Genomic DNA, 24222 nt, shown 5'->3' with positions numbered 1-24222 from the left:
TTAGATATAAGCAGGCACCAGACAGTGCTTGTGCTCGATGTGATATTCAAATTCTTCGCGGAAGTTCTTCACGAAAGCGCGTACCGGCATCGCCGCCGCATCACCAAGGGCGCAAATGGTGCGGCCCTGGATGTTGTCGGCGATCGAGTTGAGCATGTCCAGGTCGTCGGGACGGCCCTGGCCGTTCTCGATGCGGTGGACCATGCGGTACATCCAGCCCGTGCCCTCGCGGCACGGCGTGCACTGGCCGCAAGACTCTTCATAATAAAAATACGACAGGCGCAGCAGCGACTTGACCATGCAGCGCGTCTCGTCCATGACGATCACGGCGCCCGAACCGAGCATCGAGCCGGCCTTGGCGATCGAATCGTAGTCGAGATCGGTGTTCATCATGAGCTCGCCGCGAATCACCGGGGCGGACGAACCGCCGGGAATGACCGCCTTGATCTTTTTACCGCCGCGCATGCCGCCAGCCAGTTCCAGCAGCTTGGCGAACGGCGTGCCGAGCGGCACTTCGTAGTTGCCCGGCAGGTTGACGTCGCCCGAGATCGAGAAAATCTTGCTGCCGCCATTGTTCGGCTTGCCGATGGCGGCATACTTTTCGCCACCCATGTTCAGCAGGAACGGCACGGCCGCAAAGGTTTCGGTGTTGTTGATCGTGGTCGGCTTGCCATACAGGCCGAACGAAGCCGGGAACGGCGGCTTGAAGCGCGGCTGGCCCTTCTTGCCTTCGAGCGACTCCAGCAAGGCGGTTTCTTCGCCGCAGATGTAGGCGCCGTAGCCGTGCGCGGCGTGCAGCTGGAATGAAAATTCGCTGCCCATGATCTTGTCGCCCAGGAAGCCGGCGGCACGCGCCTCGTCCAGTGCGTCTTCAAAGCGCGCGTATTCGGCCCAGATTTCGCCGTGGATGTAGTTGTAGCCGACCGTGATGCCCATCGCGTAGGCGCCGATGGCCATGCCTTCGATCAGCGCGTGCGGATTGTAGCGAATGATGTCGCGGTCCTTGAACGTGCCCGGCTCGCCTTCGTCGGTGTTGCAGACGAGGTATTTCTGACCCGGGAACTGGCGTGGCATGAAGCTCCACTTCAGGCCGGTCGGGAAACCGGCGCCGCCACGGCCGCGCAGGGAACCGGCTTTCAGTTCGGCGATGATCGCTTCCGGGGTGATCTTTTCTTCCAGGATGCGGCGCAGCGCGGAATAGCCGCCACGGTTCACGTAATCCTGCAAGTGCCAGTTCTGGCCGTCGAGGCCGGCCAGGATGACCGGGTCGATGTGACGTGAATGGAGCGATGTCATTTCTTGAGTTCCTCGACCAGTGCATCGATTTTGCTGTCCGACATCAGGCTGCACATGCGCTTGTTATTAACCAGCATCACCGGCGCATCGGCGCAGGCGCCCATGCATTCGCCTTCGACCAGCGTGAACTGGCCGTCGGCCGAGGTGGCGCGGTAGCCGATGCCGAGTTTTTCTTGCAGGTAGTGACCGGCGTGCTCGCCGCCCGACAGGGCGCACGGCAGATTGGTGCACACGGAAATCTTGTACTTGCCGACCGGCTTGACGTTGTACATATTGTAGAAGGTGGCCACTTCCTGCACGGCGATGGCGGGCATGCCGAGGTAGTCGGCAACGTCCTGCATCACTTCCGGCGGGAGCCAGCCTTTTTCATCCTGCGCAATGGCGAGCGCCGCCATGACCGCGGACTCTTTATGGTCGGGCGGATACTTGGCGACTTCACGGTCGATTTTTTTGTATGACTGCTCTGATAACAACATGGTTGTGCCTCAATTAATCGACTGCTTAGCGGTCGATACTGCCGAATACGATGTCCTGGGTGCCGATGATGGTGACGGCGTCGGCCAGCATGTGGCCGCGCGCCATTTCGTCAAGGCTTTGCAAGTGCGCATAGTCCGGGGTACGGATCTTCAGGCGGTACGGCTTGTTGGCGCCGTCCGACACGATGTAGATACCGAACTCGCCCTTCGGATGCTCGACCGCGGCATACGCCTCGCCCGGCGGCACGTGGAAGCCTTCGGTAAACAGCTTGAAGTGGTGAATGAGCGACTCCATGTTCGACTTCATCTCGGTGCGGCGTGGCGGCGCAACCTTGTGGTTGTCGGTCATGACCGGACCCGGATTGGCGCGCAGCCAGGCGGAAGCCTGCTGGATGATGCGGTTCGACTGGCGCATTTCTTCGACGCGCACCAGGTAGCGGTCGTAGCAATCGCCGTTGGTGCCGACCGGCACGTCGAAATCCATCTTGTCGTAGACGGCGTAAGGCTGCTTCTTGCGCAGGTCCCACTCCACGCCCGAGCCGCGCAGCATGGCGCCGGTAAAGCCCATGGCTTTCGCCGCTTCCGGGCTGACCACGCCGATGCCGACGGTACGCTGTTTCCAGATACGGTTGTCGGTCAGCAGGGTCTCGTACTCGTCCACATAGGTAACGAAACGCTTGCAGAAGTCGTCCAGGAAGTCGAGCAGCGAGCCCTGGCGGTGTTCGTTCAGCTCGTCGATGGCCTTGGCGCTGCGGATGATCGAGGCTTTATGCTTCGGCATCGCATCCGGCAGGTCGCGGTACACGCCGCCCGGACGGTAGTAGGCCGCGTGCATGCGCGCGCCGGACACCGCTTCGTAGCAGTCGAACAAGTCTTCGCGGTCGCGGAAGGCGTACAGGAACGGGCCCATGGCGCCGACGTCGAGCGCGTGCGTGCCGAGCCACATCAGGTGGTTCAGCAAGCGCGTGATTTCGTCGAACATGACGCGGATGTATTGGGCGCGCACCGGCACTTCAATCCCCAGCAGGCGTTCGATCGCCATCACGTAGCCGTGCTCATTGCTCATCATCGACACATAGTCGAGACGGTCCATGTACGGCACGGTTTGCAGGTAAGTGCGGGTTTCGGCCAGTTTTTCGGTGGCGCGGTGCAACAGGCCGATGTGCGGATCGGCGCGCTGGATGACTTCGCCATCGAGCTCGAGCACCAGGCGCAGCACGCCGTGCGCGGCCGGGTGCTGCGGGCCAAAGTTGAGGGTGTAGTTCTTAATTTCGGCCATTATTTCATCCCGTAGGTTTCTTCGCGGATCACGCGCGGAATGATTTCACGCGGCTCGATCGTCACGGCTTGGTAGATCACGCGCTTCTGTTCCGGGTCGTAGCGCATTTCGACGTAACCGGAAACCGGGAAGTCCTTGCGGAACGGATGGCCGATGAAGCCGTAGTCGGTCAGGATGCGGCGCAGGTCGTTGTGGCCTTCGAACAGGATGCCGTACAGGTCGAACGCTTCGCGCTCGTACCAGTTGGCGGCGCGCCACAGTTCGACTACGGAAGCGAGTACCGGGGTATCGTCGTCTTCGGCAAACACGCGCACGCGCACGCGCCAGTTGTGTTCGATCGACAGCAGGTGCGAGACGGCCGCGAAACGCGCGCCATCCCAGGTGCCTTCGCCGTAGGTGGAGTAATCCACGCCGCACAGGTCGAGCAATTGTTCGAAATGGAGCGCGGGATCGTCGCGCAGGGTCTGCATCGCGGCGTAATAGCCGGCGGCCTTGACCACTACGGTCACTTCGCCCAGCGCCACCGTAATAGCGGCGCCCTCACCCAGTGCTGTGCGCAGGGCGAGTTCAAGGGCTTCGAGTTTTGTCGTCATGGTGGAAACCGCTTCTTAACGTGCGATGGTATTGGTGCGCTTGATCTTGTTCTGCAGTTGCAGAATCCCGTACAGCAGCGCTTCAGCGGTCGGCGGACAGCCCGGCACGTAGACATCGACCGGCACGATGCGGTCGCAACCGCGCACCACCGAATACGAATAGTGATAGTAGCCGCCGCCGTTGGCGCACGAGCCCATCGAGATGACCCAGCGCGGTTCCGGCATCTGGTCGTAGACCTTGCGCAGGGCCGGCGCCATTTTATTGCACAGCGTGCCGGCGACGATCATCACGTCGGACTGGCGCGGCGAGGGACGGAACACGACGCCGAAGCGGTCCATGTCGTAGCGGGCCGCGCCCGTGTGCATCATTTCGACTGCGCAGCAAGCCAGGCCGAACGTCATCGGGAACATCGACCCGGTACGCGCCCAGTTGATCAGCTTGTCTGCTGTCGTGGTGATGAAACCTTCGTTTAATACGCCTTCAATTGACATGGCTTATTCCCAATCAAGGGCACCTTTCTTCCAGATATACCAAAAACCGACCACAAACTCGGCGATGAAGACCATCATCGTCACGAAGCCGGACCAGCCCAGTTCACGCATGGAAACGCCCCATGGGAAGAAGAATGCCGTTTCCAGATCAAACAAAATAAACAGGATTGCCACCAGATAGTAGCGGACGTCGAACTTCATGCGCGCGTCTTCGAACGCTTCGAAGCCGCACTCGTAAGGCGACAGCTTGGCGGAATCGGGCTTATGGGGAGAGAGCAGATATCCCAGGACCTGCGGGACGACACCGACACCGATGCCAACCAGGATGAACAACAGGACGGGGAAGTAATTATCGAGGTTCACTTGATGGAGCCTATCTTGAACGATCGGTTAATGAAACACTGCGTGTCGCAGCGCCCTACCGCACGAACCTGGCTTGAACCTTGCCACCAGGACCGTACGACTGATCCTCGCAAAAAAGCCAGCTTAGGCATAAACATGTTCGCTTATGCAACCTTGCTGGCTTTTATATTCTTGGTGCCGACGGCGAGACTCGAACTCGCACAGGCTTTCGCCCACTACCCCCTCAAGATAGCGTGTCTACCAATTTCACCACGTCGGCATTGAGTCCGCTATTCTAACATTGTTACATCACAGTATTCAATGCAAAATTGCGCGAAAACAAGGATAAAACAGAAAAACTTTACAACCATTTGATACAGGCCAATATGCAGCCTTACTGCCTGCACTAATACTCTGTGCGAGGGCAGTATTCTAACAGAAAACGTTTACTTTGGCAGCTGATTAGCAGGGGTCACAGGAACATTTGCCGGAGCGGCTGCCGGGGCGGCTGCATCAGCCGCCGGAGTGGCAGGCGCCGGGGCTGGCGCAGGCGCTGCTGCCGGTGCTGCCGGTGCTGCTGGCGTGACCACGGGTGCTGCGGTCGGGATGGCGGCCGAACCGGTCACCGGGGCTGGTGCGGTCACGGCAGCGCGGTCCATCAGGCCGCCATTGACGGCGGTGTGGCCCTTGGCGAAATACGCCAGGCCCAGGGTGGCGCCGAAAAACACCGCGGCGGCAACGCCGGTCGACTTCGACATGAAGTTCGACGAGCCGGTGGCGCCGAACAGGCTGCCGGATGCGCCGGAACCGAAGGCCGCGCCCATATCGGCGCCCTTGCCATGCTGCAGCAATACCAGGCCGATGATCGCCAGAGCGGAAAGAACCTGTACAACAACTACCAGATTGAACAACGTGTTCATTGCTTATTCCATTCCAAGTTTAACAACAATAATAGTTCAATTGGCCGCATGAAGAATGGCGAGGAAATCCGCCGCCTTCAATGCCGCCCCGCCGATCAGGCCGCCGTCGATATCTGGCTGGGCCATCAATTCAAGGGCGTTATCGGGCTTCATGCTGCCGCCGTACAAAATCTGCACTGTCTCGGCCGCTACTGCATTCTTTGCCGTCAGCTGCGCGCGCAGCTGGGCGTGGACTTCCTGGGCCATGGCCGGCGTGGCGGTCTTGCCGGTGCCGATCGCCCATACCGGCTCGTAGGCGACGACGATATTCGCCACGCGCTCGCCCACCAGGTCGAGCACGGCGCCGAGCTGGCTTGATACCACAGCCACGGTCTGGCCGGCATCGCGTTCGGCCAGCGTTTCACCGACGCACACGATCGGGGTCATGCCCGCGTCGAGCACGGCGACAGCCTTTTTAGCCACCAGCCCGCTGCTTTCGCCATGATAGGCGCGCCGCTCGGAGTGGCCGACGATGACGTAGGTGCAGGCGAAATCGGCCAGCATCGAGGCCGCGACTTCGCCGGTGTAGGCGCCGCCCGGCTGGGCCGAGACATCCTGCGCGCCCCACGCCACCGGGCCGCCGGCCAGCACGTCCTGGCACTGGGCCAGATAAGGGGCCGGCGCGCACACGGCGCAAGCGGCGTTCGGGATGGCGGCGGCATTCACGCCCGCGACGATGCCGGCCAACAGGCTGGCATTCGCGGCACGGCTGCCGTTCATCTTCCAATTTCCTACGACGAGTTTGCGACGCATAGTAGCCCAGATTTAATTAACCCGCTATTTTAACCCCCGATCCGATGTCGGTCAAACAAAGGCCGGGGTCAGTTGCCAGGCGATCACAGCACTTGCAACATGATCTTCCCGATATGGGTAGAACTCTCCATCAGGGCGTGCGCCTGGGCGGCCTGTTCGAGTGGAAAAGTCTTGAAAATCACCGGGCGGATCTTGCCTGCTTCTATCAGCGGCCAGACCTTGTCGCGCAGCCTGGCGGCGATGGCGCCTTTAAAGGCGACCGGACGCGGGCGCAGGGTCGAGCCGGAGATGGAGAGGCGCCGGCGCAGCACCTGGCCGAGGTCGATATTGGCCTTGGCGCCGCCCAGCAGCGCGATCAGGGCGATGCGCCCATCGTCGGCCAGGCAATCGATTTCGCGCGGGAGGTAGTCGCCGCCGACCATGTCGAGGATCACGTCGACGCCCTTGTTGTCGGTGAGCGACTTGACGACCGCGCCGAAATCCTCGGTTTTATAGTCGATGCCGCGTTCGGCGCCGAGCGACTCGGTGGCGCGGCACTTGTCGGCGCTGCCGGCGGTGGCGAACACGCGGTGGCCGAGCGCGGCGGCGAGCTGGATCGCGCTCACGCCGATGCCGGAAGTGCCGCCCTGCACCAGCAAGGTCTCGTTGCCGGACAGCTTGGCGCGGTCGAACACATTGCTCCAGACCGTAAAGAAGTTTTCCGGCAGCGACGCCGCTTCGAGCGCGGACAGGCCGGCCGGCACCGGCAGGCACTGTTGCAGCGGCGCGGCGCAGTATTCGGCGTAGCCGCCGCCCTGGACCAGGGCGCAGACCATGTCGCCTTTATTGAAATCGCTGCCGGACAGGTCGCCGCCGACGATCTCGCCCGCCACTTCGAGGCCGGGGATGTCGGACGCGCCGGGCGGGACCGGATAATGGCCGAGGCGTTGCAGCACGTCGGGGCGGTTGATGCCGGCCGCGTGCACGCGGATCAGCACTTCGCCGGCTTTCAGCTCAGGAACGGGACGCTCGCACAGTTGCAATACATCGGGAGGACCGGGCTGCTTGATATCGATGGCACGCATGGGATAGGGCTCGCTTGGGGCAAAAGGCGATTGTACGGGATGTGCGGGATGCGTGTTTTTGCACGGCGCCGCCATACGCGATACCAACGATTACGCAGGTAGGAAAGTGCTGATTTAATCGGTTTCTAAGACAATCAGAGACGTGTTTTTCGGCACGACTTTTCGGCGCCAACTTTCAGAATGAAATTCGCCGAAAGCGCGAAATTGACTGATTCGAACGGATTTCCCCCATGCGCCGCGCATAGGACGCAACTTGAGTGTGCTGTCGGCCAAAGAACCTGCGGCTCAACACAAGGTTGGTGACGGCAAACAGTGAGAACAGCTGTTGCTGTGTTCTTTGCCAAGCCGCGATAGCGTGTCTTGCAATGCTCAGACAGGCACCTGATCACGTGGAAGCAATGCTCAACTTTGGCGCGCACACTTGCCTTCGTATGTTCCAGTTTTTCTTTTACACACCCGGCCGGTTTTTCTTGAGCGCCTTGCGCAATCCAGACCGCATTGCCGAGTGCCAGTCAATCGCTTTGCCGGTATTCTCAGGAGGCTTGGCCACGCCTTGATAGCCCGCATCGCCCAGCACAGCCATCTCGCCGCCATGCAACAGCGCATGCGCCTGAGTTACGTCGGACGCGTTACCAGCCGTGCCGACGACCGAATGAACCAGTCCGGTGGCCATGTCTATTTCGACATGAGCGTTCATGCCGAAGCGCCAGTCATTCCCCTTTTTGGACTAGTAGATCGTCTAACTGGATGTGATAGTTTGCCAGCAGACCCGACTAAACAGAGTCAATATTTTGATGTCTAAGCTCCGTGTGCATTTTTACTGGAGTGACGTCATGTTGAAATATCGAATTATCCTGACAGAATCGGAACGTGAGCAATTAACAGAGTTGTTGAGCAAGGGGGAAACATGCCGCGCGTAAGCTGACGCGTGCACGCATTCTGTTGTTGAGCCACGAAGGTCGGACGAACGCCGAAATTGTTGATGCGCTCGGCGTTGGCAGCGCGACGGTGGATCGTGTGCGCAAGCATTGCGCGGAGGAAGGCGTGGAGGCGGCGCTGGTGGATAGGCCGCGACCAGGCGCGCAATTGAAGCTCGACGAGCACACGCAAGCCCGATTGATTGCCGAAGCGTGCAGTACCCCCGACGAGAAGCATGCGCGCTGGATACTCAAATTGCTAGCCGGGCGAGTGGTGGAGCTGGGACTGGCCGATTCGATTTCACCGGAGACGGTGCGATCCTACCTCAAAAAAACGACCTCAAGCCATAGCAAAAACGGGAATGGTGCACACCCGAAGTAAGTGGCGATTTTGTCGCTGCCATGGAAGATGTGTATAGTGGACCCACGATTTGAGACAGCAGTTTAAGCTATGGTCCTCAACGGAGGATGGCCGGTAATGACGGAAGCAAAGAAGCGGAAAGTGCACAGCGCGGAGTTTAAAGCGAAGGTGGGTTTGGAGGCAGTACGCGGGGTCAAGACGGTCAACGAGATAGCGCAACTGCATGGCGTTCATCCAGTGATGGTGAGTCAGTGGAAGAAGGAGATTCTGGCCAACGCCGGCTCGCTGTTCGAAGGCAAGCGCGGCCCCAAGGTGGAGCTGGAGCACGAGAGCGAGGACCGTTTGTACGGCGAGATCGGGCGCCTGAAGATGGAGCTTGATTGGCTTAAAAAAAAGTCAGGCCTGTAAGCGGCGCTGTGCGGTTGGGCTGGATTGAGCGTGAGAGCGAGGTGCCGCTGGTACGCCAGTGCGACCTGGCCGGCGTGTCGCGGGCGACGGTGTATCGGCCGCGCGCTGAGCTGGCCGCCGACGAGAACGATCTGGTGCTGTGCGGGTTGATCGACGAGGAGTACACCCAGCACCCGTTCTACGGCAGCCGGCGGATGGTGGTGATCCTGCTGCGACAGGGCTGGTTGGTGAACCGCAAGCGGGTGCAGCGCCTGATGCGCGTGACGGGTCTGGCGGGGATGGCGCCCGGTCCAAGCACGACGGTCCGACATCCGGGGCACAAGGTGTATCCGTACTTGCTGCGCGGCGTGGCGGTGGTCCGGCCCAACCACGTGTGGAGTACCGACATCACGTACATCAGGCTGGCGCGGGGCTTCGCTTACTTGGTGGCGGTGATCGACTGGTATTCGCGGCGCGTGCTGTCCTGGCGTATCAGTAACAGCATGGATGCTTCGTTCTGCGTGGACTGCCTGGAAGAGGCGTTGATTGGTCACGGCAAGCCGGACATCTTCAACACCGATCAAGGCGTCCAGTTCACGAGCCAGGCATTCACCGGCGTGTTGCTGCGGGAAGGCGTGGCGATCAGCATGGACGGGCGGGGTCGGGCACTGGACAACATCTTCGTTGAGCGCCTGTGGCGCAATGTCAAGCACGAGGACGTATACCTCAACGGGTACGCGACGATGGGCGACCTAACGGTCGGGCTCACGCGCTACTTTGCCTTCTACAACGAGGAACGGCCGCACCAGTCGTTGAACTACCAAACGCCGGACGTGGTATATGCCAGTGGCAAAGGCGGTGGCGCGATGATCGTGGACAAATACAGCAGCGGCTTGGCGGTGGCGGTGGCAACTTCGGGTGCAACGGTGCGGCATGGGGCTCCGCCCCAAACCCCGCCCTGCCGGGAGCAAGCCGCAGTCAATTCCGCTGCCGTTGGAGTGGGAAATTAAGCAAGGCAGGACAGCGCTGTTCCGCTGTACACAGTGGCATGACCATAGCTTAAATTATTGAGCGAATTGTCTTGACGGTGGGGTCCACTTTAGTGCTTGACCTGTATGACGCCCCGTACGATGCCCAACGACCGGTGACCTGTTTCGATGAAACGCCACGGCAGTTGATTGATGACGCCAGACCGGCTCAACCAATGCAGCCAGGCCAGCCAGCGCGGGAAGATACGGAATATGTACGTTGCGGCGTGGCCGACATCATGCTGTTTTGCGAACCGGCGACCGGTCGGCGCGAAGCATGGGTTACCGAGCGACGTACCAAGGCCGATTTTGCACGCGCTATGGAGCTCCTTGTGGAAACCTATCCGCATGCCGAGGTGATTCGGGTAGTCATGGACAATTTGAACACGCACAAACCGGGATCGTTATATGACACGTTCCCTCCCGAAAAGGCGAACTCCCTGTTGAAAAAGCTTGAATTTCACTACACGCCCAAGCATGGGAGTTGGCTGAACATGGCTGAAATTGAGTTTGCTGCCCTGTCGCGTCAGTGCCTGGATCGCCGTACCTCAGCCATCACCACTCTGGCGAGACTGGTCAACGCTTGTCAAGATGCGCGCAATCAGTGCGGCACGCCGATCCGTTGCCAATTCATGTCGCGCCACGCAAGAGCGACGATGGCGCGTTGCTATCCATCACAATCAACTGGATGATCTACTAGTGCATTTCCGGATCACGCTCGCCGTCCTTGTTCTTGATAGAAGGTGGCGCCGCGATCAACGTGACATCAATGATGGTTCCCTCGCGCATCAGCAAGCCTTTGCTGACAAGGTATCCGTTGATTTAATCGAAGATGCGGCGTGCCAGGTTGTTGTTCTCCAGCAGTAGTCGGAACTTCGACATCGTGGTCGCATCAGGTGCCGACTCATGCGTGAGGTCGCCCCAACAAAGGCGCGGATTGCCTGGCTGTCGTAAATCGCATCTTCGATGTCTTCGTCCGACAGGCCGAAGCATTGCTGGGATATACATGCGCAGCATCCGTTCCAAGCCAAGCGGCGGACGTCCACGTCCATCGCCCTTTAGATAGTAAGGCAGCAGAGCTGCAATCAGTGCAGGCCAAGGTGCCGCTGCCTCGATCTCTGCCAGGAAACGATCACGCCGCGTCAGCTTCTTCTTGCTGGCGAATTCGGCGTCGGAAAAACTCGAGTGGTTCATCGTGACTGCGGGAAAATGGGATAGGCTATTGTGCGAGCTTGGCCCGGCGCGAGCGACCAGAAGCGATTAAATCAGCACTTTTCTAGTTCTGCAATCTGCCCATGCAGTTTAGCATACAAAGTCATAGTTTGCCCCAATATGTAAAAATCCTTAATCTGCCATAGTTTTCTAAGCTCGCCGAAAAAAAATCCTAATTGTTAACAAATAAAATTCTCTACTCACGCCTGGTATCCCTCCCGGCAATACCAATCGCTATTTCCGAGAGCTTGATAAAGCGCGGTTTGCCAGGAGTTTTTTTGAATAGCATGCCGTTCAGCAGCTGTTGCTAGTAAATCCTCTCTGATGTCTTGCGCAGTGAATCCATATTGCAACACGTTACGCTTAACGATGCCGTGAATAGCGGCAAGTTCATCAGTCGCTTCCGTATTGAACCTTTTTTCCAGGTCCATAAGCGAAAAATGCGAGCGCACCCGGTCTCCATCATCCCGCTCCCAGTGTCGCGGCGGCTCGACGGAAAATTCAATTGTAAAAGGGTCTGGAACCACGCGAGCAAATAGCCATTGCTCATTGATAAGTAAATGGTCAAAATATGGGTGGATGCTTTGACCAACTCGGTCAATCGCGACGCCATTACGCTTACCGACATTGCACTCATAACATGCGGGGACCAGATTCGATGGAAACACCGCGAATTGCGGGTATTTAGACTTTGGCAAATAGTGGTCTAACGTTTTTGCTTGCCCAAAGCCACACAAAGGACATTTCCCACCTGGTGCAGAGCCTAGAATCCTATCATAAATAGCACGTCCTGGCTTGTTTGCTGCAACCATTTGGTTGCTATAAACATTCGTAAAGTCTTTTTTTCGTGCGCTCCCGAGGTATGTCGCTTCTTTGTCTGAATGATCCTGTGGAAGCTGGTACAAATTTCCCCGCGTAGCTATTTGCACATATGCGGTACACATGTCTCCAATTTTATTTGTTACGCTTATCAGATTGGCTCTCAATCCAAGGTTATCAATAGAGCTTACACAAAGAACATATACGTCACCGCCGTTATCGGTTGGATTAGCCATCACCCTCATATTTAATTACCTCGATTCTTGATGAGCGCACGCAACAGTGCTCTACCTTCATAGCCAATCTGCCCAGCAAAGCGCTCAATAATCTCGTCCATCGACTCCCCGGAATCGACTGCTTCCTTCAAAATACTGTGGTAACCAGAACTAGTTACCTCTAAGCCAAATACATCACGAGTCAGTGTACCGACGTTTTCACCAAATGTTTCATCATCAGGGCGGTCTGCGTTTAACTCTAGGCGATTTCGCCGCAGTTTCCACACACAAACCTTTGGGACTTCCTGCAAAATTACGGGCGAGTGCGTAGCAATAATAGCGACGCCATTACGATTTTTTAGAAGGGCCGAAAGTGCTCTAACGAAAGCGGAAAGCAATGGGGGATGTAAGTGACTCTCTGGTTCATCCATCAAAATTAATGTTTTCTCTTCCGTCCGCTCTACCAATTTAGTTAGCGTAAGCAGCACAACAGCGTGACCGGAGCTCATTCTCGCAAAGAACTGATGCGCGAGTGCATTTCGAGAGTCACCCGGTTCGGAGTGAGCTAACCGAGTCAAGTCCATATCTGCAAAGTTTAAATCTGACTCCAGACTTTCTACAGCCTTGACCCATCGCTCACTTTTTTTCTGCAAGCTCAAACATGCGTTCAGGCTAGATACGAAGTCTTTGGCTAATTCATGAATATCTTTGTGGCGAGATACTCGACCAGTGGCTCCCTGATGCACCTCCTTTAAACCAATATAGGTATATTTCACAGTGTCACTGTCGCCTATTTTATCGATGGGCGGTGTGAAAGGGTCAAAGGCACTGAACGAGGCAGAAATAACGCTTGTAAAATATTGATTATTGATAGGCGTATCTTCTAGCTGAAGATCATAAAAATCCCCGAAATCCGCACCAGAGATAGGCATGTCTACCAACCTTGAAATCATATTATTAAGAAGGGTCGTCTTCCCGATGCCATTTCGGCCAATTAGAACATGTATATTGGTAGATGGCAGGGAGCCTGGCAAAACCTCAAACCTTAGAGCAACACCGGCGCTAGTATGAGTTTGAGCTTTGTAGTAACCAAAATGAAATGGCGTTAGTGCTGCTCCCCCTTCTAAGATACGGGAAAACTGCTCTAGCGCGGTTGATAACGAGACAGTCCTAAGCAAAGATGTTCCAAATACATCAGACGTTTTCGCGATTCTCATTATTTCTGGGTCGAATACAACATCTCTCATCGCAACCAACAACTCATCCCGAATTAACGGAGGAAGCGCACTGATATTTTCGTAATAGCTTTCGTCTTGACCAATCGAGAAAAATCCGTCGGCAAGCATTGGTTGTGAATTTTCTAGCGATTCAAGAGTCCAGCTATTTGGAGGTTGAGCGACAAAACCAATCTTGACATCGCCAATTTCAGTCCAACCTCCAACTTCATCAATAATGCTAAGACGAAAAAGCGTCTTGAAGCTGTAATCATCCCAATTGTTACTATTCAGTGAAACAATGTGGCCGGGAGCAGTCCGACCTCCACTCGAAGATTTTTGGATTGTGATAGGCACGAGTTTATACTCCTCTTTAGAAATTAATTTTTGTGAAACTACAGCGACCACATTGAGGAGTGGAGCTTTTTAGATATTCGACTCGCTTTTCGTACGCTGCCACCCCACAAGTATACCACAGGGGAATACTTCTTCGTCAGCGCCAACCTCAATAAAATCAGAAAAAACTTCACACACTCGATGCTTATTTTGCTCTTTCGGCATTAACACAGTTTGGTCTCGCAGAAGTAATACTTCAAAGAATTCATTCATGGGCATCGGCGTACATACGTGCAAAAATAACATCTGAGCAGTAATCGCACGGTCATTACGGTGGCCTCGTTGAACGAAGCTCGCGACACATCGAAATTCGTTAGATACGAATATGTCCAGTGCCTCCGACGTTACCCCCAATCACGCGCCACGACACGGACGTGAACCCGTTTGACTGGTCAGCATGCGAGTTGCTTCGGCTTAGGGAGGCGGTGATCAATTAACGATTTTCGGTGCAGCGACGTCTTTTTTCCGCGCTGTTGCGCCGGCACCTTGAAGCGCCTTTCGTGACCCCGCTAAAGCCGGTTTTTCAGCGAATTGGCAGTATTCTTTGCGTCTTTTAGCGCTCAGGACGCACTTCGGGTTTCAGTTCTCGTCAATTACCTGCCGGCCAGTACCAAGTTGGCAAAGCCGGACAGCGTGAACAGCTGAGCGGTGTTCTTGTCCAAGCCGCGATAGCGCGTCTTCCAATGGAGAAACAGGTTTTTGACGATGTGGAACGGATGCTCCACTTTCGCGCGGACGCGGGCCTTCAAGTGCTCCAGCTTTTCCAGCTTGCGACCCAGTCGATTCCGCGCCAAGTGCCTTGCGCTTGGCGCGCTTCGTGGCGAGGTGCCATGTCACCGATTTGCCCACGTTTCTAGCCGTTTTTCGACGCCCTGGTAACCGGCGTCGCCCGGCACTGCCGTCTAGCCGCCCTGCAGCAGCGCACGTGACTGCGCCACGTCGGAAACGTTGCCGGCAGTGCCGACGACCGTATGAATAGGGCCCGATGCCGCATCAACACCAATGTAAGCCGTCATACCGAAGTGCCAGTCATTGCCTTTCTTCGACTGATGCATCTCGGAATCGCGCTTGCCATCCTCGTTCTTGGTCGATGGTGGCGCGGCGATCAGCGTCGCGTCCGCGATGGTCCCTTCGTATCATCAGGCCCTTCTCGGCCAAACGACCGTTGATCGTGTTAAAGGTCTGCCGAGTCAGGCCGTTGGCATTCAGCAGATGGGGAACTTGAGCAGCATGGTTGAATCGGGCGCGGTTTCCAGGCCAAGATCGATACCGACAAATGCGCGAATGGGCTGACTGTCATAGATCGCATCTTCGATGCCTTCGTCAGACAGACCGAAGCACTGCTAGGCCACGTACATGCACAACATGCGCGCCAGTCCGATCGGCGTACGGCCGTCGCCCACCACCTTTGGATAGAACGGTCCAATCAGATTGTGCAGCGTGCTCCATGGGGTTACTCTGCGGACTCGGCGAGAAAACAGTCGCGCCGTGTCAGCTTCTTCTTGGCAGCGTATTCGAGGTCAGAAAAACTCTTTTGCATGATCGGTAGCGAGGCGGTTGGATACCTCGATATTGTCTCAGGTCGTCGTCTCGTCGGGGGCATCGGTGGTGGAATAAATCAGCGCGTCCCTAGCTGTTTCCATGCAACCTATAACTGTTTAATCACTTCTTGATTCGCGTAAGCGATGGGGATTAAAACAGGACGCTCAGCTGACCAAGCGCCACCGCAACTAAAACGGCTTCCAAACACAGCCATATCGAATCCCTATTATTGAGGACAACAGAGCGAATATGATGAGATGAAGATCTGCCGCCGCAACCGCCACCCATTCACATCGGGTGAATGCGAAGAGCTAATTCCACGAGTGTCGACATGTCGCGCTTATGTGCATCAGCCACGAAATGCAGTCTTTCCGCGAAAGCGGTATTGTTCTCTCTCATTTCGCGCCCTTGTCCGAAGTAGTCGCGCGCGGATTCAAATGTGACTCGCTCTTCTGCCCCTGGACGCCCGGCCCAATGATGTAGAGAGCGCAAATGATCCTCCGTCATACCTGCATTTTGCAGATAATCCAGATCTTCAAGTAATTGCATAGTTTTCGACATGTAATTTCCTTCACGCATTGTTAAGGGATGCACCGGGACAATCGCATTCGCAGTAGCATCAGAACAGCAAATCCTACTATTTACATTTGTAGCGATTGATACGCAACTATCAAGCTCATTTGAACGCCTGATTTTCCTCCCAGTCCGCGCACAACCTGTCACCTCAAAAAAATTTTGCCCGTGCGAGACTGGCTTTGGCACTGGCTAGTGATGTCCAGCAAAGCGCCCAATTGCGCCATCCTACCCCGCGCCGCCCCCGCTGCGCGACTGCGTCGGCAGCGCCGTCCCCGGCTTCCACGCGCGCGACATGGCCTGCGCCTCGTCGATCTGCTCCTGCGTCATGCGCCTGGCGATCGCCGCGCGCTGCTCCACGGCGTTGGCGTTGCCGCTGGCCGCCGCCAGGTTCCACAACATATACGCCAGCACCTTGTCCTGCGGCATCCCGGCAGCGTGATAGCGGTACATCAAGCCCAGCGCATGCTGCGCCTCGGCATGGCCCTGCTCGGCGGCCTTGCGGAACCAGCCGATCGCCGCCTTGTGATCGAGCGGCACCGCCGTGCCGGTGTAATACATGGCGCCCACCACATACTGCGCATCGGCCTTGCCCTGCTCGGCCGCCTTGCGGTGCCACTGCATGGCCTGCTTGTAGTCGCGCGCGACGCCGCGTCCCATGTAATACATGAGCCCGAGCAAATGCTGCGCGTCCACATGCCCAGCCCTGGCCAGCGGCGCGACTTCTTTCAGCGCGCGCGCATAGTCGCGCGCGTTGTAGGCGTTGGCGCCCTCGGCAAAACCGGCGAACGCGTTGCCGTGCAGGCTGGCGGCGAACAGCATCGCACAGAACAAGGTATGCAGGGCGTGGACGGCCTGGCGCGCGTGCATGCCGCTCATTTCCAGGTGACCTTGCCAAGACCGTCGACGCTGACGTTGCGGCTGGCCGGCTTGCCGTACACCGTCACCGAACCCATGCCATTCACGCGCAGGTTGGCGCTCTGGCGCGCCATCACCGTGGCGTTGCCCAGGCCGTTCAGGTCGAGGTTCACGCTGTCGACCTGGAAGTGCTGCGCATCGAGACCGCCCAGCCCGCCCAGATTGGCCCTGAGCCACTTGGCGCGACCGTTCAGCCGGGCATATCCCGCTCCGCGCAGATCGAGCTCGACGCCCTCGCTGGCTACGCCCTGCAAGTCCAGGCTGCCGACTCCACCAAGGCTGGCGCTGACCACGCGGTAGGTGCAGTTGACCTTCATCGAACCGGCCCCTTCCAGCGACAGGTCGAGCTCGTCGCCCGCGAAGCCGCTGACCTCGGTCGAACCGACGCTGTCGGACGCCACTTCGCGCAGGCTCGGCAGGGTCAGCTCGGCGCGCGCACGGCTGCCGCGCGCGGCGCCGCCAATGCTGATGGTGTCGCCGTGCTGTTCGGTGGTGATGCCGCCCAGGGCGCGCCGGGCGCCACTGATGACCAGCCTGGGCACGGCGCCCTGGCGCAGGTACAGGTCGATCGCGCCGTCGAGCCGGACGCGCTGCGCGCTGGCGTCGACCGCGCGGGTTTCGCTTGCGCTGTCGTCGGCCGGGGCAGCCGTGGCGAGCGGGGCCAGGGCCAGCGCCGCCGCCAGCGCGCCGGCTTGGAAAAATTCCATCATGGTGCGTCTTTCGCTGATTGTTGTTTGATTACTGCGGCAGACGGGCTTTTTCGGCGGCGCTCAGGCGGCGCGCGCTGACCACGACCACCGGCATGGCGGCGTCGGGCATGGCGCTGGCGGCCAGCGGCGCGTGGCGCTGGACCGGCGCCGGCGCGCCCGCAGAGGCAAAGGTGCTGGCGCCGATGACGGCGACGACGGCAAGAAAAATGGCTTCCATGTGCTTGGCGATGTTCATGATGCGCTCCTCGTGTGGGGTTCGGTGGCGTGGCGGTATGGTGTGACTTTAACCACACGGCGCCCGACTCTCCAGCCGATTGCGACGAACTGCATTTTTCGCCACCTGGGCCAGCAAAAATGCGCGATGAGGCGTCAAGCGCGCTTGTGCCAGTTGACGGGCCCGCCACGGCGGCCGATACTCGTGCACCATGCCAGCGCCCACCTCCCCCAGCTCCCCCGCGCCCGACGCGATTGTCGTCGGCAGCGGGCCCGGCGGCGCCAGCGTGGCGCGCGAACTGGCCGCACGCGGCCTGCGCGTGCTGATCCTGGAACAGGGCAGCGCCGCCCCGCTCAAGGGCACGCTGGTCCAGATGGCGCGCATCGGCGCGGTTCCCGGCAAGGGCGCCTTTCTCCACCGCGACGCCTCGCTGCTGGTGCAGGGCATCAACGCTGGCGGCAGCTCCAGCATCAATTTCGCCACCGCCGCCGATCCGCCCCTGACCCGCTTCGCCGCCTTCGGCATCGACCTGGCGCCGGCCTTACAAGCCTTGCGCGCCGAACTGCCGATCGGCCCGCTTCCGGATGCGCTGGTCGGGCCGGCGGCGCGCCGCATCATGCAGGGCGCCCTGGCGCTGGGCCTGGACTGGCGCAAGCTCGACAAGATGATCCGCCCGCAACTGTGCCGCCCAAGCTGCTGGCGTTGCGTCTATGGCTGCCCGTTCGGCGCCAAGTGGAGCGCGCGCGATCTTTTAGACCAGGCCCGCGGCCACGGCGCCATCTTGCTCGACCAGGCCCGCGCCACGCGTGTGCTGGTGCACAACGGCAAGGCAACCGGGGTTGAATACATGCGGGGAGGCAAGCTTAAACAGGCGCTGGCGCCGCTGGTGATCCTGGCCGGCGGCGGCGTCGGCAGTCCGCGCCTGCTGCACGCCAGCGGCTTGCGCGCCAACTCCAGCAGCCTGTTTACCGATCCGGTGGTGGCGCTGATGGGGACCGTTGACGGGCTCGACGGTGGCGCCGAGGTGCCGATGGCGGCCGGCCTGCGTCTGGATGAGGCCGGCATCTCGCTGGCCGACATGACCTTGCCCGGTCCGATGTACCAGGCTTTCACGGCCCAGGCGGGGCGTTTCGACCGCCTGTTCGCGCACCGGCGCACACTCTCGGTCATGGTCAAGATTGCCGACCAGGCCGGCGGCACGGTCGGGCCGCGCTGGGTCGACAAGACCTTGCACCGGCTTGACCGCGACAAATTGGCCGCAGGCGAAGCGATGGCGCGCGCCATCCTGGCCAGTTGCGGCGCCACCCATGTCTTCAAAAGCTGCCATTTCGCCGCGCATCCGGGCGGCAGCGTGCGCATCGGCGATGGCGTCGACGCCAATCTGCAAGCCGGCGCGGCCGGCCTGTATGTGTGCGACGCCTCGGTCATTCCGGGGCCGTGGGGGCTGCCGCCGACCTTGACCCTGCTGTGCCTGGGTACCTGGCTGGGCCAGCGCCTGGCGCGCTGACGCTGCGGCTCAGCCCATCAGGCGGCCAGCGCGCCGTTCAGGGCTTCATGCACCAGGTCGTCGATTTCGCCGGTGATCAGGGTCATCGAGCTGGCCACCACCGAAAACTCCTTGCCGGCCTGGCCGGCGCGCGCGGCGACGATCTGGGCATTGAAAGCGACCATGCGGGCCTGCTTGGCGATGGTCTTGATGTCGCCCATCATCACTTGCAGCTGGCGCTTCTGGAGCTGGGCGTGGCGCTTCGATTGTTCTTCATACACCAGGGTCAGCCCGTTGAGCACGCTCAACAGGGCCGTCGCGCTGCGCACCAGCTCGTCCAGCAGCGCGGGCGCGCCGCGCCCTTCGCCGACGATGGCGTCGAGCGTCGCTTCGGCCAGCGCGATGAAGTCGCGGATCACGCGGTCGCCCTGCAGCACCCCGAAATAGGCGTCGCGCAGCTGGGCGCAGAACACGCCCGGCAAGCCGCCCTTGCCTTCGACCAGGGTCAGGTGCGCTTCGCGAAACTGCGCCAGTGTCTCGCGCGCGGTGCCGGCGGCGCCCTCGTGCCCCATCGAGGCCAGTACCGCGTACAGCACCACCCGCTGCGAGGTGAAGCGGCGCCGGCCGGACAGGTTGATCAGTGCGCCAAAGACGTCGCCGGACAGCTTGACCCCGGCAAATCCATCGTCGCGCGGGCGTTCCAATGTGCTCGCATCTTCCACCATGGTGCTCTCCTTCTCAGTGCCGGCGGCGACTTCGCCGGCCGGACAAAGGAAGCCATTGCAGGTTCCGTGCCAGGGCGCAACGGGGCTTTTTTCCCTCCACTTCACCAAATTGGCGCATTGCAACACAGAGCGAGCACGAAAGCGGTCCGGCACACCCCATCATGATGCGAAAGTGTCGTATTGACATCCGTCAATTGGGCAATAACTTATGAATAACTTAAAGCCCAGCTTCCATAATTTCTCGTCTCTTTGTAGGATTGGGACTACAGACAGAAATGATATGGACACCAATGGTGCTCTGCAACAGACCTAAAGCGAGCTCTTCACTATGAAGATGGGTTTGTAATAGTATTTCCATATCAACTAAGCGTTCTCTGTAGAAAATTGCAACGAGATGTAAAGAAGCAAGCTCATCCTTACCACGGTCACAAGCCAATGTTAGATTGGCCTCTCGCGTACACATACGTGATCCAAGCCACAACCCGGCCTTAACAAAAGGCAACTTTAATAGGTGCAATATGATGAAAAAATCTAAAGTTTTCCTGTCGGCCATCGCGCTGGCATCCGCCGCTCTGGTGTCGAGCCAGGCATCCGCTGTCGAAATCATCAACAACACGACCCTGGAACTGGTAGACAACTTCGCTGAAGCCGACGGCTTCTTCGCGGGCGGCCAAAAAGGCAACACCTTCGTCGACAACTACAGTTTCAACCTGAGCCAGGCTGGCGAATTCGCCGCTGGTATTTTCTCGGTCACCGGCAACGCTAAAAACGGCCTGGACATTACCGCGTTCAACCTGATCGACAGCGCCGGCGCCCTGTTCGGCGGCACCCTGCTGTCGACCGGTGCAACCGACCAATGGTCGCTGTCGACCTCGAGCCTGAGCGCCGGCACCTACACGCTGCAAGTCAAAGGCAGCATCCTGTCGAACGCATCGGGCCGTTACTCGACCAACATCGCTCTGGCACCAGTACCTGAGCCAGAAACCTACGCAATGATGCTCGCCGGCCTCGGCCTGCTGGGCTTCACCGCTCGCCGCCGCAACAAAAAAGCAGCAGCAGCCGCACTGGCAGCCTAAGCTTCACGCGCCCTGCATAGAAACCCTCGCCTCCCAGTGACGCGAGGTCGCTATGCGGGGTTTTTTTCACATGCATATGTTTGCTTAAAAACCAACGTACGTTAAGATACTCCGCCATGCAGCGGCACCGCCACTGCGGCCGAGCTGGTTTCCCAGGTACTTATCGTGAGGTTTTTCATGCGCATGCGCCAACTCCCCGTTCTCATCGCCGGACTTTCCCTGTCCCTGTCCGCATTCGCGGCCACCAGCGACAGCTGGAACGTTCCCGTCAACGTCAAGAAGCTCGACAACGGCCTGACCGTGATCGTCTCGCCCGACCACACCTCGCCCACCGTTGGCGTGAGCGTGGTGTACCACGTCGGCATGCGGCTCGAACCGAGAAACCGCACCGGCTTCGCCCACCTGTTCGAGCACCTGATGTTCCAGGGCACGCCGAATGCACCGAAGGGCGTGTTCGACAAGACCATCACCGGCGGCGGCGGGCGCAACAACAGATCAACCCGGCCCGACTTCACCAACTATATAGAGACCGCGCCGGTATCGTCGATCGAGTCGATCCTGTGGCTCGAAGCGGACCGCATGAAGACGCTCGACTTCAACCAAAAGACCCTGAAGAACCAGCAGGACGTGGTCAAGGAAGAAATCCGCGTCAACGTGAAAAACCAGCCGTACGGCGGCTTCATGTGGATCGACATCAACCAGCAAGCGTTCCAGAAGTGGGAAAACAACCACGACGGCTACGGCAGCTTCGAAGACCTGGAAGGCGCCAGCCTGGACGACGTGCGCAATTTCCACCGCGATTACTACGGCCCCAACAATGCGGTGCTGGCCATTTCCGGCGACGTGACCCCGGCCCAGGGTTTTGCGCTGGCGCAGAAATACTTCGCCGCCATCCCGAAACGCCCGACCCCGCCGCCGACCGATTTTTCCGAACCGCTGAACACGGCCGAAAAGCGCATCGAGCAAAGCGACGCGCTGGCCCAGGTGCCGGCCATTGCCGCCGGCTGGAAAATGCCGGCGCGCGGCAGCCACGACCTCGCACCGATGGCGGTGCTGGGCGAGCTGCTGGCCGGCGGCGACGCCTCGCTGCTGTACCAGGGCTTGGTCAAGGGGCGCGAAGTGGCGCTCAACATCGAGAACCTGTACGGGCTGACCAGCCCGTGGGAATTCGACGGCCCGACCTTGTTTACCGTGTTCGCGCTGTACAAGCCGACCGGCAACGCCGACACCGTGCTCAAGGGCATCGATGAAGAAATCGCCAAGGTCGCTGCCGGCGGAGTCGACCCGGCCACGCTCAAGCGCATCAAGACGCGCATGCTGGCCAACTGGTACAACACCCTGGAAAGCTTCATGGACCGCGCCGACACCCTGGCCAAGCTGCAAACCCTGTGGGGCGACGCCAACGTGGCCAACCAGATTCCCGGCTGGATCGAAGGCGTGACCTCGGAAGACATCCAGCGCGTCGCCAGGACCTACCTGACCCGCGCCAACCGTACCGTGATCGACCGCAAGCCGGTCGCCAAGACCGCCGCCGTGGCCGCGCCCGCCGCCGCCCCTGCCGCCCCAACGCCCGTGAAGAACTAAGGAGAGCCGCCATGAAAAAACTGATGCTGGCAATGAGTATTTCCCTGCTGTTCACTGCCGCCGCGCAAGCCGCCGCCGCTGCAACAACCTCGGCCCCGGCCGCCAGCAAGCTGCCGCCGTACGGCAAGGACAAGCCGATTCCGGCGCCCAGGATCATCAAGAAAACCCTGGCCAACGGCCTGCAGGTGTGGGTCGTGCCGCGCCAGGGCTTGCCGCGCGTGGACTACGTGCTGGCCGTGCGCGGCGCCGGCCTGGCGGCCGACGACCGCAAGCTGCCCGGCTTTGCCAACCTGATGGCCGGCCTGCTCAATGAAGGCAGCACCAGGCGCGACTCGCGCGCCATCGCCGAAACCGCCCAGGGCCTGGGCGGCGAAGTCGGCGCCGGCGCCAGCCACGACGGCGTGGTGGTCTCGGCCAACGCGCTGACCTCGAACGCCGGCCCGATGCTCGACCTGCTGGCCGAAGTGGCGCGCATGCCGGCCTTCCCGCCGCAGGAAGTCGAACTGGGCAAGGGCAACGCGCTGGAAGGCCTGAAAGTATCCGAGACCAGCCCGGGTTTCCGCGCCGAGCGCGCGCTGAACAAAGTGGTCTTCGGCGAGCACCCATACGGCAATACCAGCCCGAGCGTGGAATCGATCAGCGCGGTCACGCCGGAATTGCTGCGCGCCGAGCACGGCAAGCGCTTCCGTCCCGACCGCAGCCTGCTGGTGATCACCGGCCGCATCGACGAAGCCGAAGCGCTCAAGCTGGCCACTGCCGCGTTCGGCGACTGGAAGGCCGAGGGCGCGGCCCTGCCCGAGACGCCGGGCGCCAGCCTGGCCGCCAAGCCGGTGCGCATCATCCTCCAGCGCGACGGCAGCGTGCAGTCGACCATGCGCCTGGGCAGCCCGGGCATGGCCGCCAGCGCCAGCGACTTCGTGCCGCTGCGCCTGACCAGCACCATCCTCGGCGGCGGTTTCAGCAGCCGCGTGAACCTCAACCTGCGCGAAGAAAAGGGCTACACCTACGGCGCCTCGGCCGGGGCGCGCATCTTCCGCAACGGCGGCAGCATCGTCGGCGGCGCCGATGTGCGCAACGAGGTCACCGGCGAGGCGCTCAAGGAATACCTGCACGAGTACACGCGCATCGGCACCGAGCTGGTGCCGGAAGCGGAAATGAGCATGAACAAGCGCTACGTGGCGGGCGGCTACCTGATCAGCAACCAGATGCAGGCCGCCGTGGCCAGGACGCTGGCCAATAACTGGCTGATCGGCCTGCCGCCGGAATTCCTCGGCCAGTACGTGCCGCTGATCCAGAAAGTCACGCCGCAACAGGTGCGCGAGATGGGCAAGAAGTACTTTGCGCCGGAACTGCAATCGGTGGTGGTGGTGGGCGACAATGCCGCCGTGGCCGAGCAGCTGAAAAAATACGGCGAATTCACGGTCCAGCAAAAGTAAGCCGGCAGGGGCGCGCCGCCGCTTCACCGGCCGGGCCGAACGCCGCCTGTGCGCAAGCACCGGCGGCGTTTTTTTGCCTGCCGCATCACATCACGCTGGCATCTAGAGGCAAACGTCGTTTTATTCGAGCAATAGTTGCAATTGGTTATCTTGGT

23 protein-coding genes, 1 tRNA gene and 3 pseudogenes are annotated in these 24222 nt (G+C 59.7%); 7 read left to right on the top strand and 20 right to left on the bottom strand.

Annotation, left to right across the window (positions count from 1 at the left end; all coding sequences use genetic code 11):
• The 11 genes and pseudogenes from nuoF to F1609_RS34595 form a co-directional block, all read right to left on the bottom strand.
• Window positions 1-1296 carry an NADH-quinone oxidoreductase subunit NuoF gene (gene nuoF, locus F1609_RS14705; RefSeq protein ID WP_167077156.1) on the bottom strand — a complete coding sequence of 432 codons (1296 nt, stop codon included), beginning with the start codon at window positions 1294-1296 and terminating at the stop codon, window positions 1-3.
• A complete protein-coding gene (gene nuoE / locus F1609_RS14700; RefSeq protein ID WP_166886563.1) occupies window positions 1293-1772 on the bottom strand; it encodes an NADH-quinone oxidoreductase subunit NuoE in 480 nt (159 codons plus the stop codon). The genes nuoF and nuoE overlap by 4 nt, the downstream gene beginning before the upstream one ends.
• A 25-nt stretch (window positions 1773-1797) precedes the next feature.
• Entirely contained in the window at window positions 1798-3051 is a 1254-nt protein-coding gene (locus tag F1609_RS14695) for an NADH-quinone oxidoreductase subunit D (protein ID WP_167077155.1), read from the bottom strand.
• Entirely contained in the window at window positions 3051-3644 is a 594-nt protein-coding gene (locus tag F1609_RS14690; RefSeq protein ID WP_167077154.1) for an NADH-quinone oxidoreductase subunit C, read from the bottom strand. The genes F1609_RS14695 and F1609_RS14690 overlap by 1 nt, the downstream gene beginning before the upstream one ends.
• A gap of 15 nt (window positions 3645-3659) precedes the next feature.
• Window positions 3660-4136 carry a NuoB/complex I 20 kDa subunit family protein gene (locus F1609_RS14685; RefSeq protein WP_054263649.1) on the bottom strand — a complete coding sequence of 159 codons (477 nt, stop codon included), beginning with the start codon at window positions 4134-4136 and terminating at the stop codon, window positions 3660-3662.
• A gap of 3 nt (window positions 4137-4139) precedes the next feature.
• Complete coding sequence (locus F1609_RS14680) at window positions 4140-4499, bottom strand: NADH-quinone oxidoreductase subunit A (protein ID WP_099876556.1); 360 nt, start codon at window positions 4497-4499, stop codon at window positions 4140-4142.
• 172 nt (window positions 4500-4671) lie between these two features.
• Window positions 4672-4758 (bottom strand) — tRNA-Leu (locus F1609_RS14675).
• Window positions 4759-4924: 166 nt separating this feature from the next.
• A complete protein-coding gene (gene secG / locus F1609_RS14670) occupies window positions 4925-5398 on the bottom strand; it encodes a preprotein translocase subunit SecG (RefSeq protein ID WP_167077153.1) in 474 nt (157 codons plus the stop codon).
• A 36-nt stretch (window positions 5399-5434) separates the two neighbouring features.
• On the bottom strand, window positions 5435-6190 hold the full coding sequence (gene tpiA / locus F1609_RS14665) for a triose-phosphate isomerase (protein ID WP_167077152.1): 756 nt from the start codon (window positions 6188-6190) through the stop codon (window positions 5435-5437).
• An 83-nt stretch (window positions 6191-6273) separates the two neighbouring features.
• The gene (locus F1609_RS14660) at window positions 6274-7254 is read right to left on the bottom strand and encodes an NAD(P)H-quinone oxidoreductase (RefSeq protein WP_167077151.1); all 981 of its coding nucleotides are present in this window, start codon (window positions 7252-7254) and stop codon (window positions 6274-6276) included.
• 271 nt (window positions 7255-7525) lie between these two features.
• Window positions 7526-7981 (bottom strand): annotated as a pseudogene (locus F1609_RS34595) (transposase); the annotation flags it as partial.
• Between the two features lie 194 nt (window positions 7982-8175).
• On the opposite strand from F1609_RS34595, the gene F1609_RS14650 reads away from it, so the two are divergent.
• The 3 genes and pseudogenes from F1609_RS14650 to F1609_RS14640 all read left to right on the top strand — a co-directional run bounded on the left by F1609_RS14650 (window position 8176) and on the right by F1609_RS14640 (window position 10639).
• A complete protein-coding gene (locus F1609_RS14650) occupies window positions 8176-8553 on the top strand; it encodes a helix-turn-helix domain-containing protein (protein ID WP_267876797.1) in 378 nt (125 codons plus the stop codon).
• Between the two features lie 96 nt (window positions 8554-8649).
• Window positions 8650-9833: pseudogene (locus F1609_RS14645) on the top strand (IS3 family transposase); the annotation flags it as partial.
• A gap of 188 nt (window positions 9834-10021) precedes the next feature.
• Window positions 10022-10639 carry an IS630 family transposase gene (locus F1609_RS14640; RefSeq protein ID WP_167077148.1) on the top strand — a complete coding sequence of 206 codons (618 nt, stop codon included), beginning with the start codon at window positions 10022-10024 and terminating at the stop codon, window positions 10637-10639.
• 130 nt (window positions 10640-10769) lie between these two features.
• Here the strand turns inward: F1609_RS14640 and F1609_RS14635 are convergent, their stop codons facing one another.
• From F1609_RS14635 to F1609_RS14600, 8 genes and pseudogenes are all read right to left on the bottom strand, one after another.
• Window positions 10770-11141 carry a transposase gene (locus F1609_RS14635; protein WP_502572659.1) on the bottom strand — a complete coding sequence of 124 codons (372 nt, stop codon included), beginning with the start codon at window positions 11139-11141 and terminating at the stop codon, window positions 10770-10772.
• A gap of 218 nt (window positions 11142-11359) precedes the next feature.
• Window positions 11360-12214, bottom strand: a complete 855-nt coding sequence (locus F1609_RS14630) for an HNH endonuclease (protein WP_167077147.1) — start codon at window positions 12212-12214, stop codon at window positions 11360-11362.
• Between the two features lie 11 nt (window positions 12215-12225).
• On the bottom strand, window positions 12226-13764 hold the full coding sequence (locus F1609_RS34590) for an ATP-dependent nuclease (protein ID WP_167077146.1): 1539 nt from the start codon (window positions 13762-13764) through the stop codon (window positions 12226-12228).
• A 632-nt stretch (window positions 13765-14396) separates the two neighbouring features.
• Window positions 14397-15343 (bottom strand): annotated as a pseudogene (locus tag F1609_RS14620) (IS5 family transposase).
• A 290-nt stretch (window positions 15344-15633) separates the two neighbouring features.
• A complete protein-coding gene (locus tag F1609_RS14615) occupies window positions 15634-15906 on the bottom strand; it encodes a hypothetical protein (RefSeq protein ID WP_167077145.1) in 273 nt (90 codons plus the stop codon).
• 240 nt (window positions 15907-16146) lie between these two features.
• Window positions 16147-16797 carry a tetratricopeptide repeat protein gene (locus F1609_RS14610; RefSeq protein WP_307730470.1) on the bottom strand — a complete coding sequence of 217 codons (651 nt, stop codon included), beginning with the start codon at window positions 16795-16797 and terminating at the stop codon, window positions 16147-16149.
• Window positions 16794-17546, bottom strand: a complete 753-nt coding sequence (locus F1609_RS14605; protein WP_167077144.1) for a GIN domain-containing protein — start codon at window positions 17544-17546, stop codon at window positions 16794-16796. Before F1609_RS14605 ends, F1609_RS14610 begins: the two co-directional genes overlap by 4 nt.
• Before the next feature lie 28 nt (window positions 17547-17574).
• A complete protein-coding gene (locus F1609_RS14600; RefSeq protein ID WP_167077143.1) occupies window positions 17575-17781 on the bottom strand; it encodes a hypothetical protein in 207 nt (68 codons plus the stop codon).
• Window positions 17782-17971: 190 nt separating this feature from the next.
• Here F1609_RS14600 and F1609_RS14595 point away from each other — a divergent pair, with 190 nt between their 5' ends.
• On the top strand, window positions 17972-19267 hold the full coding sequence (locus F1609_RS14595; protein ID WP_167077142.1) for a GMC family oxidoreductase N-terminal domain-containing protein: 1296 nt from the start codon (window positions 17972-17974) through the stop codon (window positions 19265-19267).
• A 17-nt stretch (window positions 19268-19284) separates the two neighbouring features.
• On the opposite strand, the gene F1609_RS14590 is transcribed toward F1609_RS14595, so the two are convergent.
• Window positions 19285-19971, bottom strand: a complete 687-nt coding sequence (locus F1609_RS14590; RefSeq protein ID WP_167077141.1) for a methyl-accepting chemotaxis protein — start codon at window positions 19969-19971, stop codon at window positions 19285-19287.
• 521 nt (window positions 19972-20492) lie between these two features.
• On the opposite strand from F1609_RS14590, the gene F1609_RS14585 reads away from it, so the two are divergent.
• The 3 genes from F1609_RS14585 (at window position 20493) to F1609_RS14575 (ending at window position 24067) form a co-directional block, all read left to right on the top strand.
• The gene (locus F1609_RS14585; RefSeq protein ID WP_167077140.1) at window positions 20493-21047 is read left to right on the top strand and encodes an FxDxF family PEP-CTERM protein; all 555 of its coding nucleotides are present in this window, start codon (window positions 20493-20495) and stop codon (window positions 21045-21047) included.
• Between the two features lie 183 nt (window positions 21048-21230).
• Window positions 21231-22631 (top strand): M16 family metallopeptidase, encoded by a 1401-nt coding sequence (locus F1609_RS14580; protein WP_229421888.1) that lies wholly within the window; start codon window positions 21231-21233, stop codon window positions 22629-22631.
• A gap of 11 nt (window positions 22632-22642) precedes the next feature.
• On the top strand, window positions 22643-24067 hold the full coding sequence (locus F1609_RS14575; RefSeq protein ID WP_167077138.1) for a M16 family metallopeptidase: 1425 nt from the start codon (window positions 22643-22645) through the stop codon (window positions 24065-24067).
• Window positions 24068-24222: the final 155 nt, after the last annotated feature.

The organism is Massilia aquatica, assembly GCF_011682045.1.
Lineage (GTDB): Bacteria > Pseudomonadota > Gammaproteobacteria > Burkholderiales > Burkholderiaceae_D > Telluria_A > Telluria_A aquatica.
This window is presented reverse-complemented; position numbering and strand designations above follow the sequence as displayed.

What these genes read in the sequence shown, in the direction of transcription:
- F1609_RS14590 (WP_167077141.1), bottom strand. Translation starts at nt 19,971, where the DNA reads ATGGTGGAAGATGCGAGCACATTGGAACGCCCGCGCGACGATGGATTT.
- F1609_RS14585 (WP_167077140.1), top strand. Translation starts at nt 20,493, where the DNA reads ATGAAAAAATCTAAAGTTTTCCTGTCGGCCATCGCGCTGGCATCCGCC.
- F1609_RS14690 (WP_167077154.1), bottom strand. Translation starts at nt 3,644, where the DNA reads ATGACGACAAAACTCGAAGCCCTTGAACTCGCCCTGCGCACAGCACTG.
- nuoE (WP_166886563.1), bottom strand. Translation starts at nt 1,772, where the DNA reads ATGTTGTTATCAGAGCAGTCATACAAAAAAATCGACCGTGAAGTCGCC.
- secG (WP_167077153.1), bottom strand. Translation starts at nt 5,398, where the DNA reads ATGAACACGTTGTTCAATCTGGTAGTTGTTGTACAGGTTCTTTCCGCT.
- F1609_RS14605 (WP_167077144.1), bottom strand. Translation starts at nt 17,546, where the DNA reads ATGATGGAATTTTTCCAAGCCGGCGCGCTGGCGGCGGCGCTGGCCCTG.
- F1609_RS14635 (WP_502572659.1), bottom strand. Translation starts at nt 11,141, where the DNA reads ATGAACCACTCGAGTTTTTCCGACGCCGAATTCGCCAGCAAGAAGAAG.
- nuoF (WP_167077156.1), bottom strand. Translation starts at nt 1,296, where the DNA reads ATGACATCGCTCCATTCACGTCACATCGACCCGGTCATCCTGGCCGGC.
- tpiA (WP_167077152.1), bottom strand. Translation starts at nt 6,190, where the DNA reads ATGCGTCGCAAACTCGTCGTAGGAAATTGGAAGATGAACGGCAGCCGT.
- F1609_RS14660 (WP_167077151.1), bottom strand. Translation starts at nt 7,254, where the DNA reads ATGCGTGCCATCGATATCAAGCAGCCCGGTCCTCCCGATGTATTGCAA.
- F1609_RS14685 (WP_054263649.1), bottom strand. Translation starts at nt 4,136, where the DNA reads ATGTCAATTGAAGGCGTATTAAACGAAGGTTTCATCACCACGACAGCA.
- F1609_RS14595 (WP_167077142.1), top strand. Translation starts at nt 17,972, where the DNA reads ATGCCAGCGCCCACCTCCCCCAGCTCCCCCGCGCCCGACGCGATTGTC.
- F1609_RS14580 (WP_229421888.1), top strand. Translation starts at nt 21,231, where the DNA reads ATGCGCCAACTCCCCGTTCTCATCGCCGGACTTTCCCTGTCCCTGTCC.
- F1609_RS14630 (WP_167077147.1), bottom strand. Translation starts at nt 12,214, where the DNA reads ATGGCTAATCCAACCGATAACGGCGGTGACGTATATGTTCTTTGTGTA.
- F1609_RS14610 (WP_307730470.1), bottom strand. Translation starts at nt 16,797, where the DNA reads ATGAGCGGCATGCACGCGCGCCAGGCCGTCCACGCCCTGCATACCTTG.
- F1609_RS14575 (WP_167077138.1), top strand. Translation starts at nt 22,643, where the DNA reads ATGAAAAAACTGATGCTGGCAATGAGTATTTCCCTGCTGTTCACTGCC.
- F1609_RS14615 (WP_167077145.1), bottom strand. Translation starts at nt 15,906, where the DNA reads ATGTCGAAAACTATGCAATTACTTGAAGATCTGGATTATCTGCAAAAT.
- F1609_RS14600 (WP_167077143.1), bottom strand. Translation starts at nt 17,781, where the DNA reads ATGAACATCGCCAAGCACATGGAAGCCATTTTTCTTGCCGTCGTCGCC.
- F1609_RS14695 (WP_167077155.1), bottom strand. Translation starts at nt 3,051, where the DNA reads ATGGCCGAAATTAAGAACTACACCCTCAACTTTGGCCCGCAGCACCCG.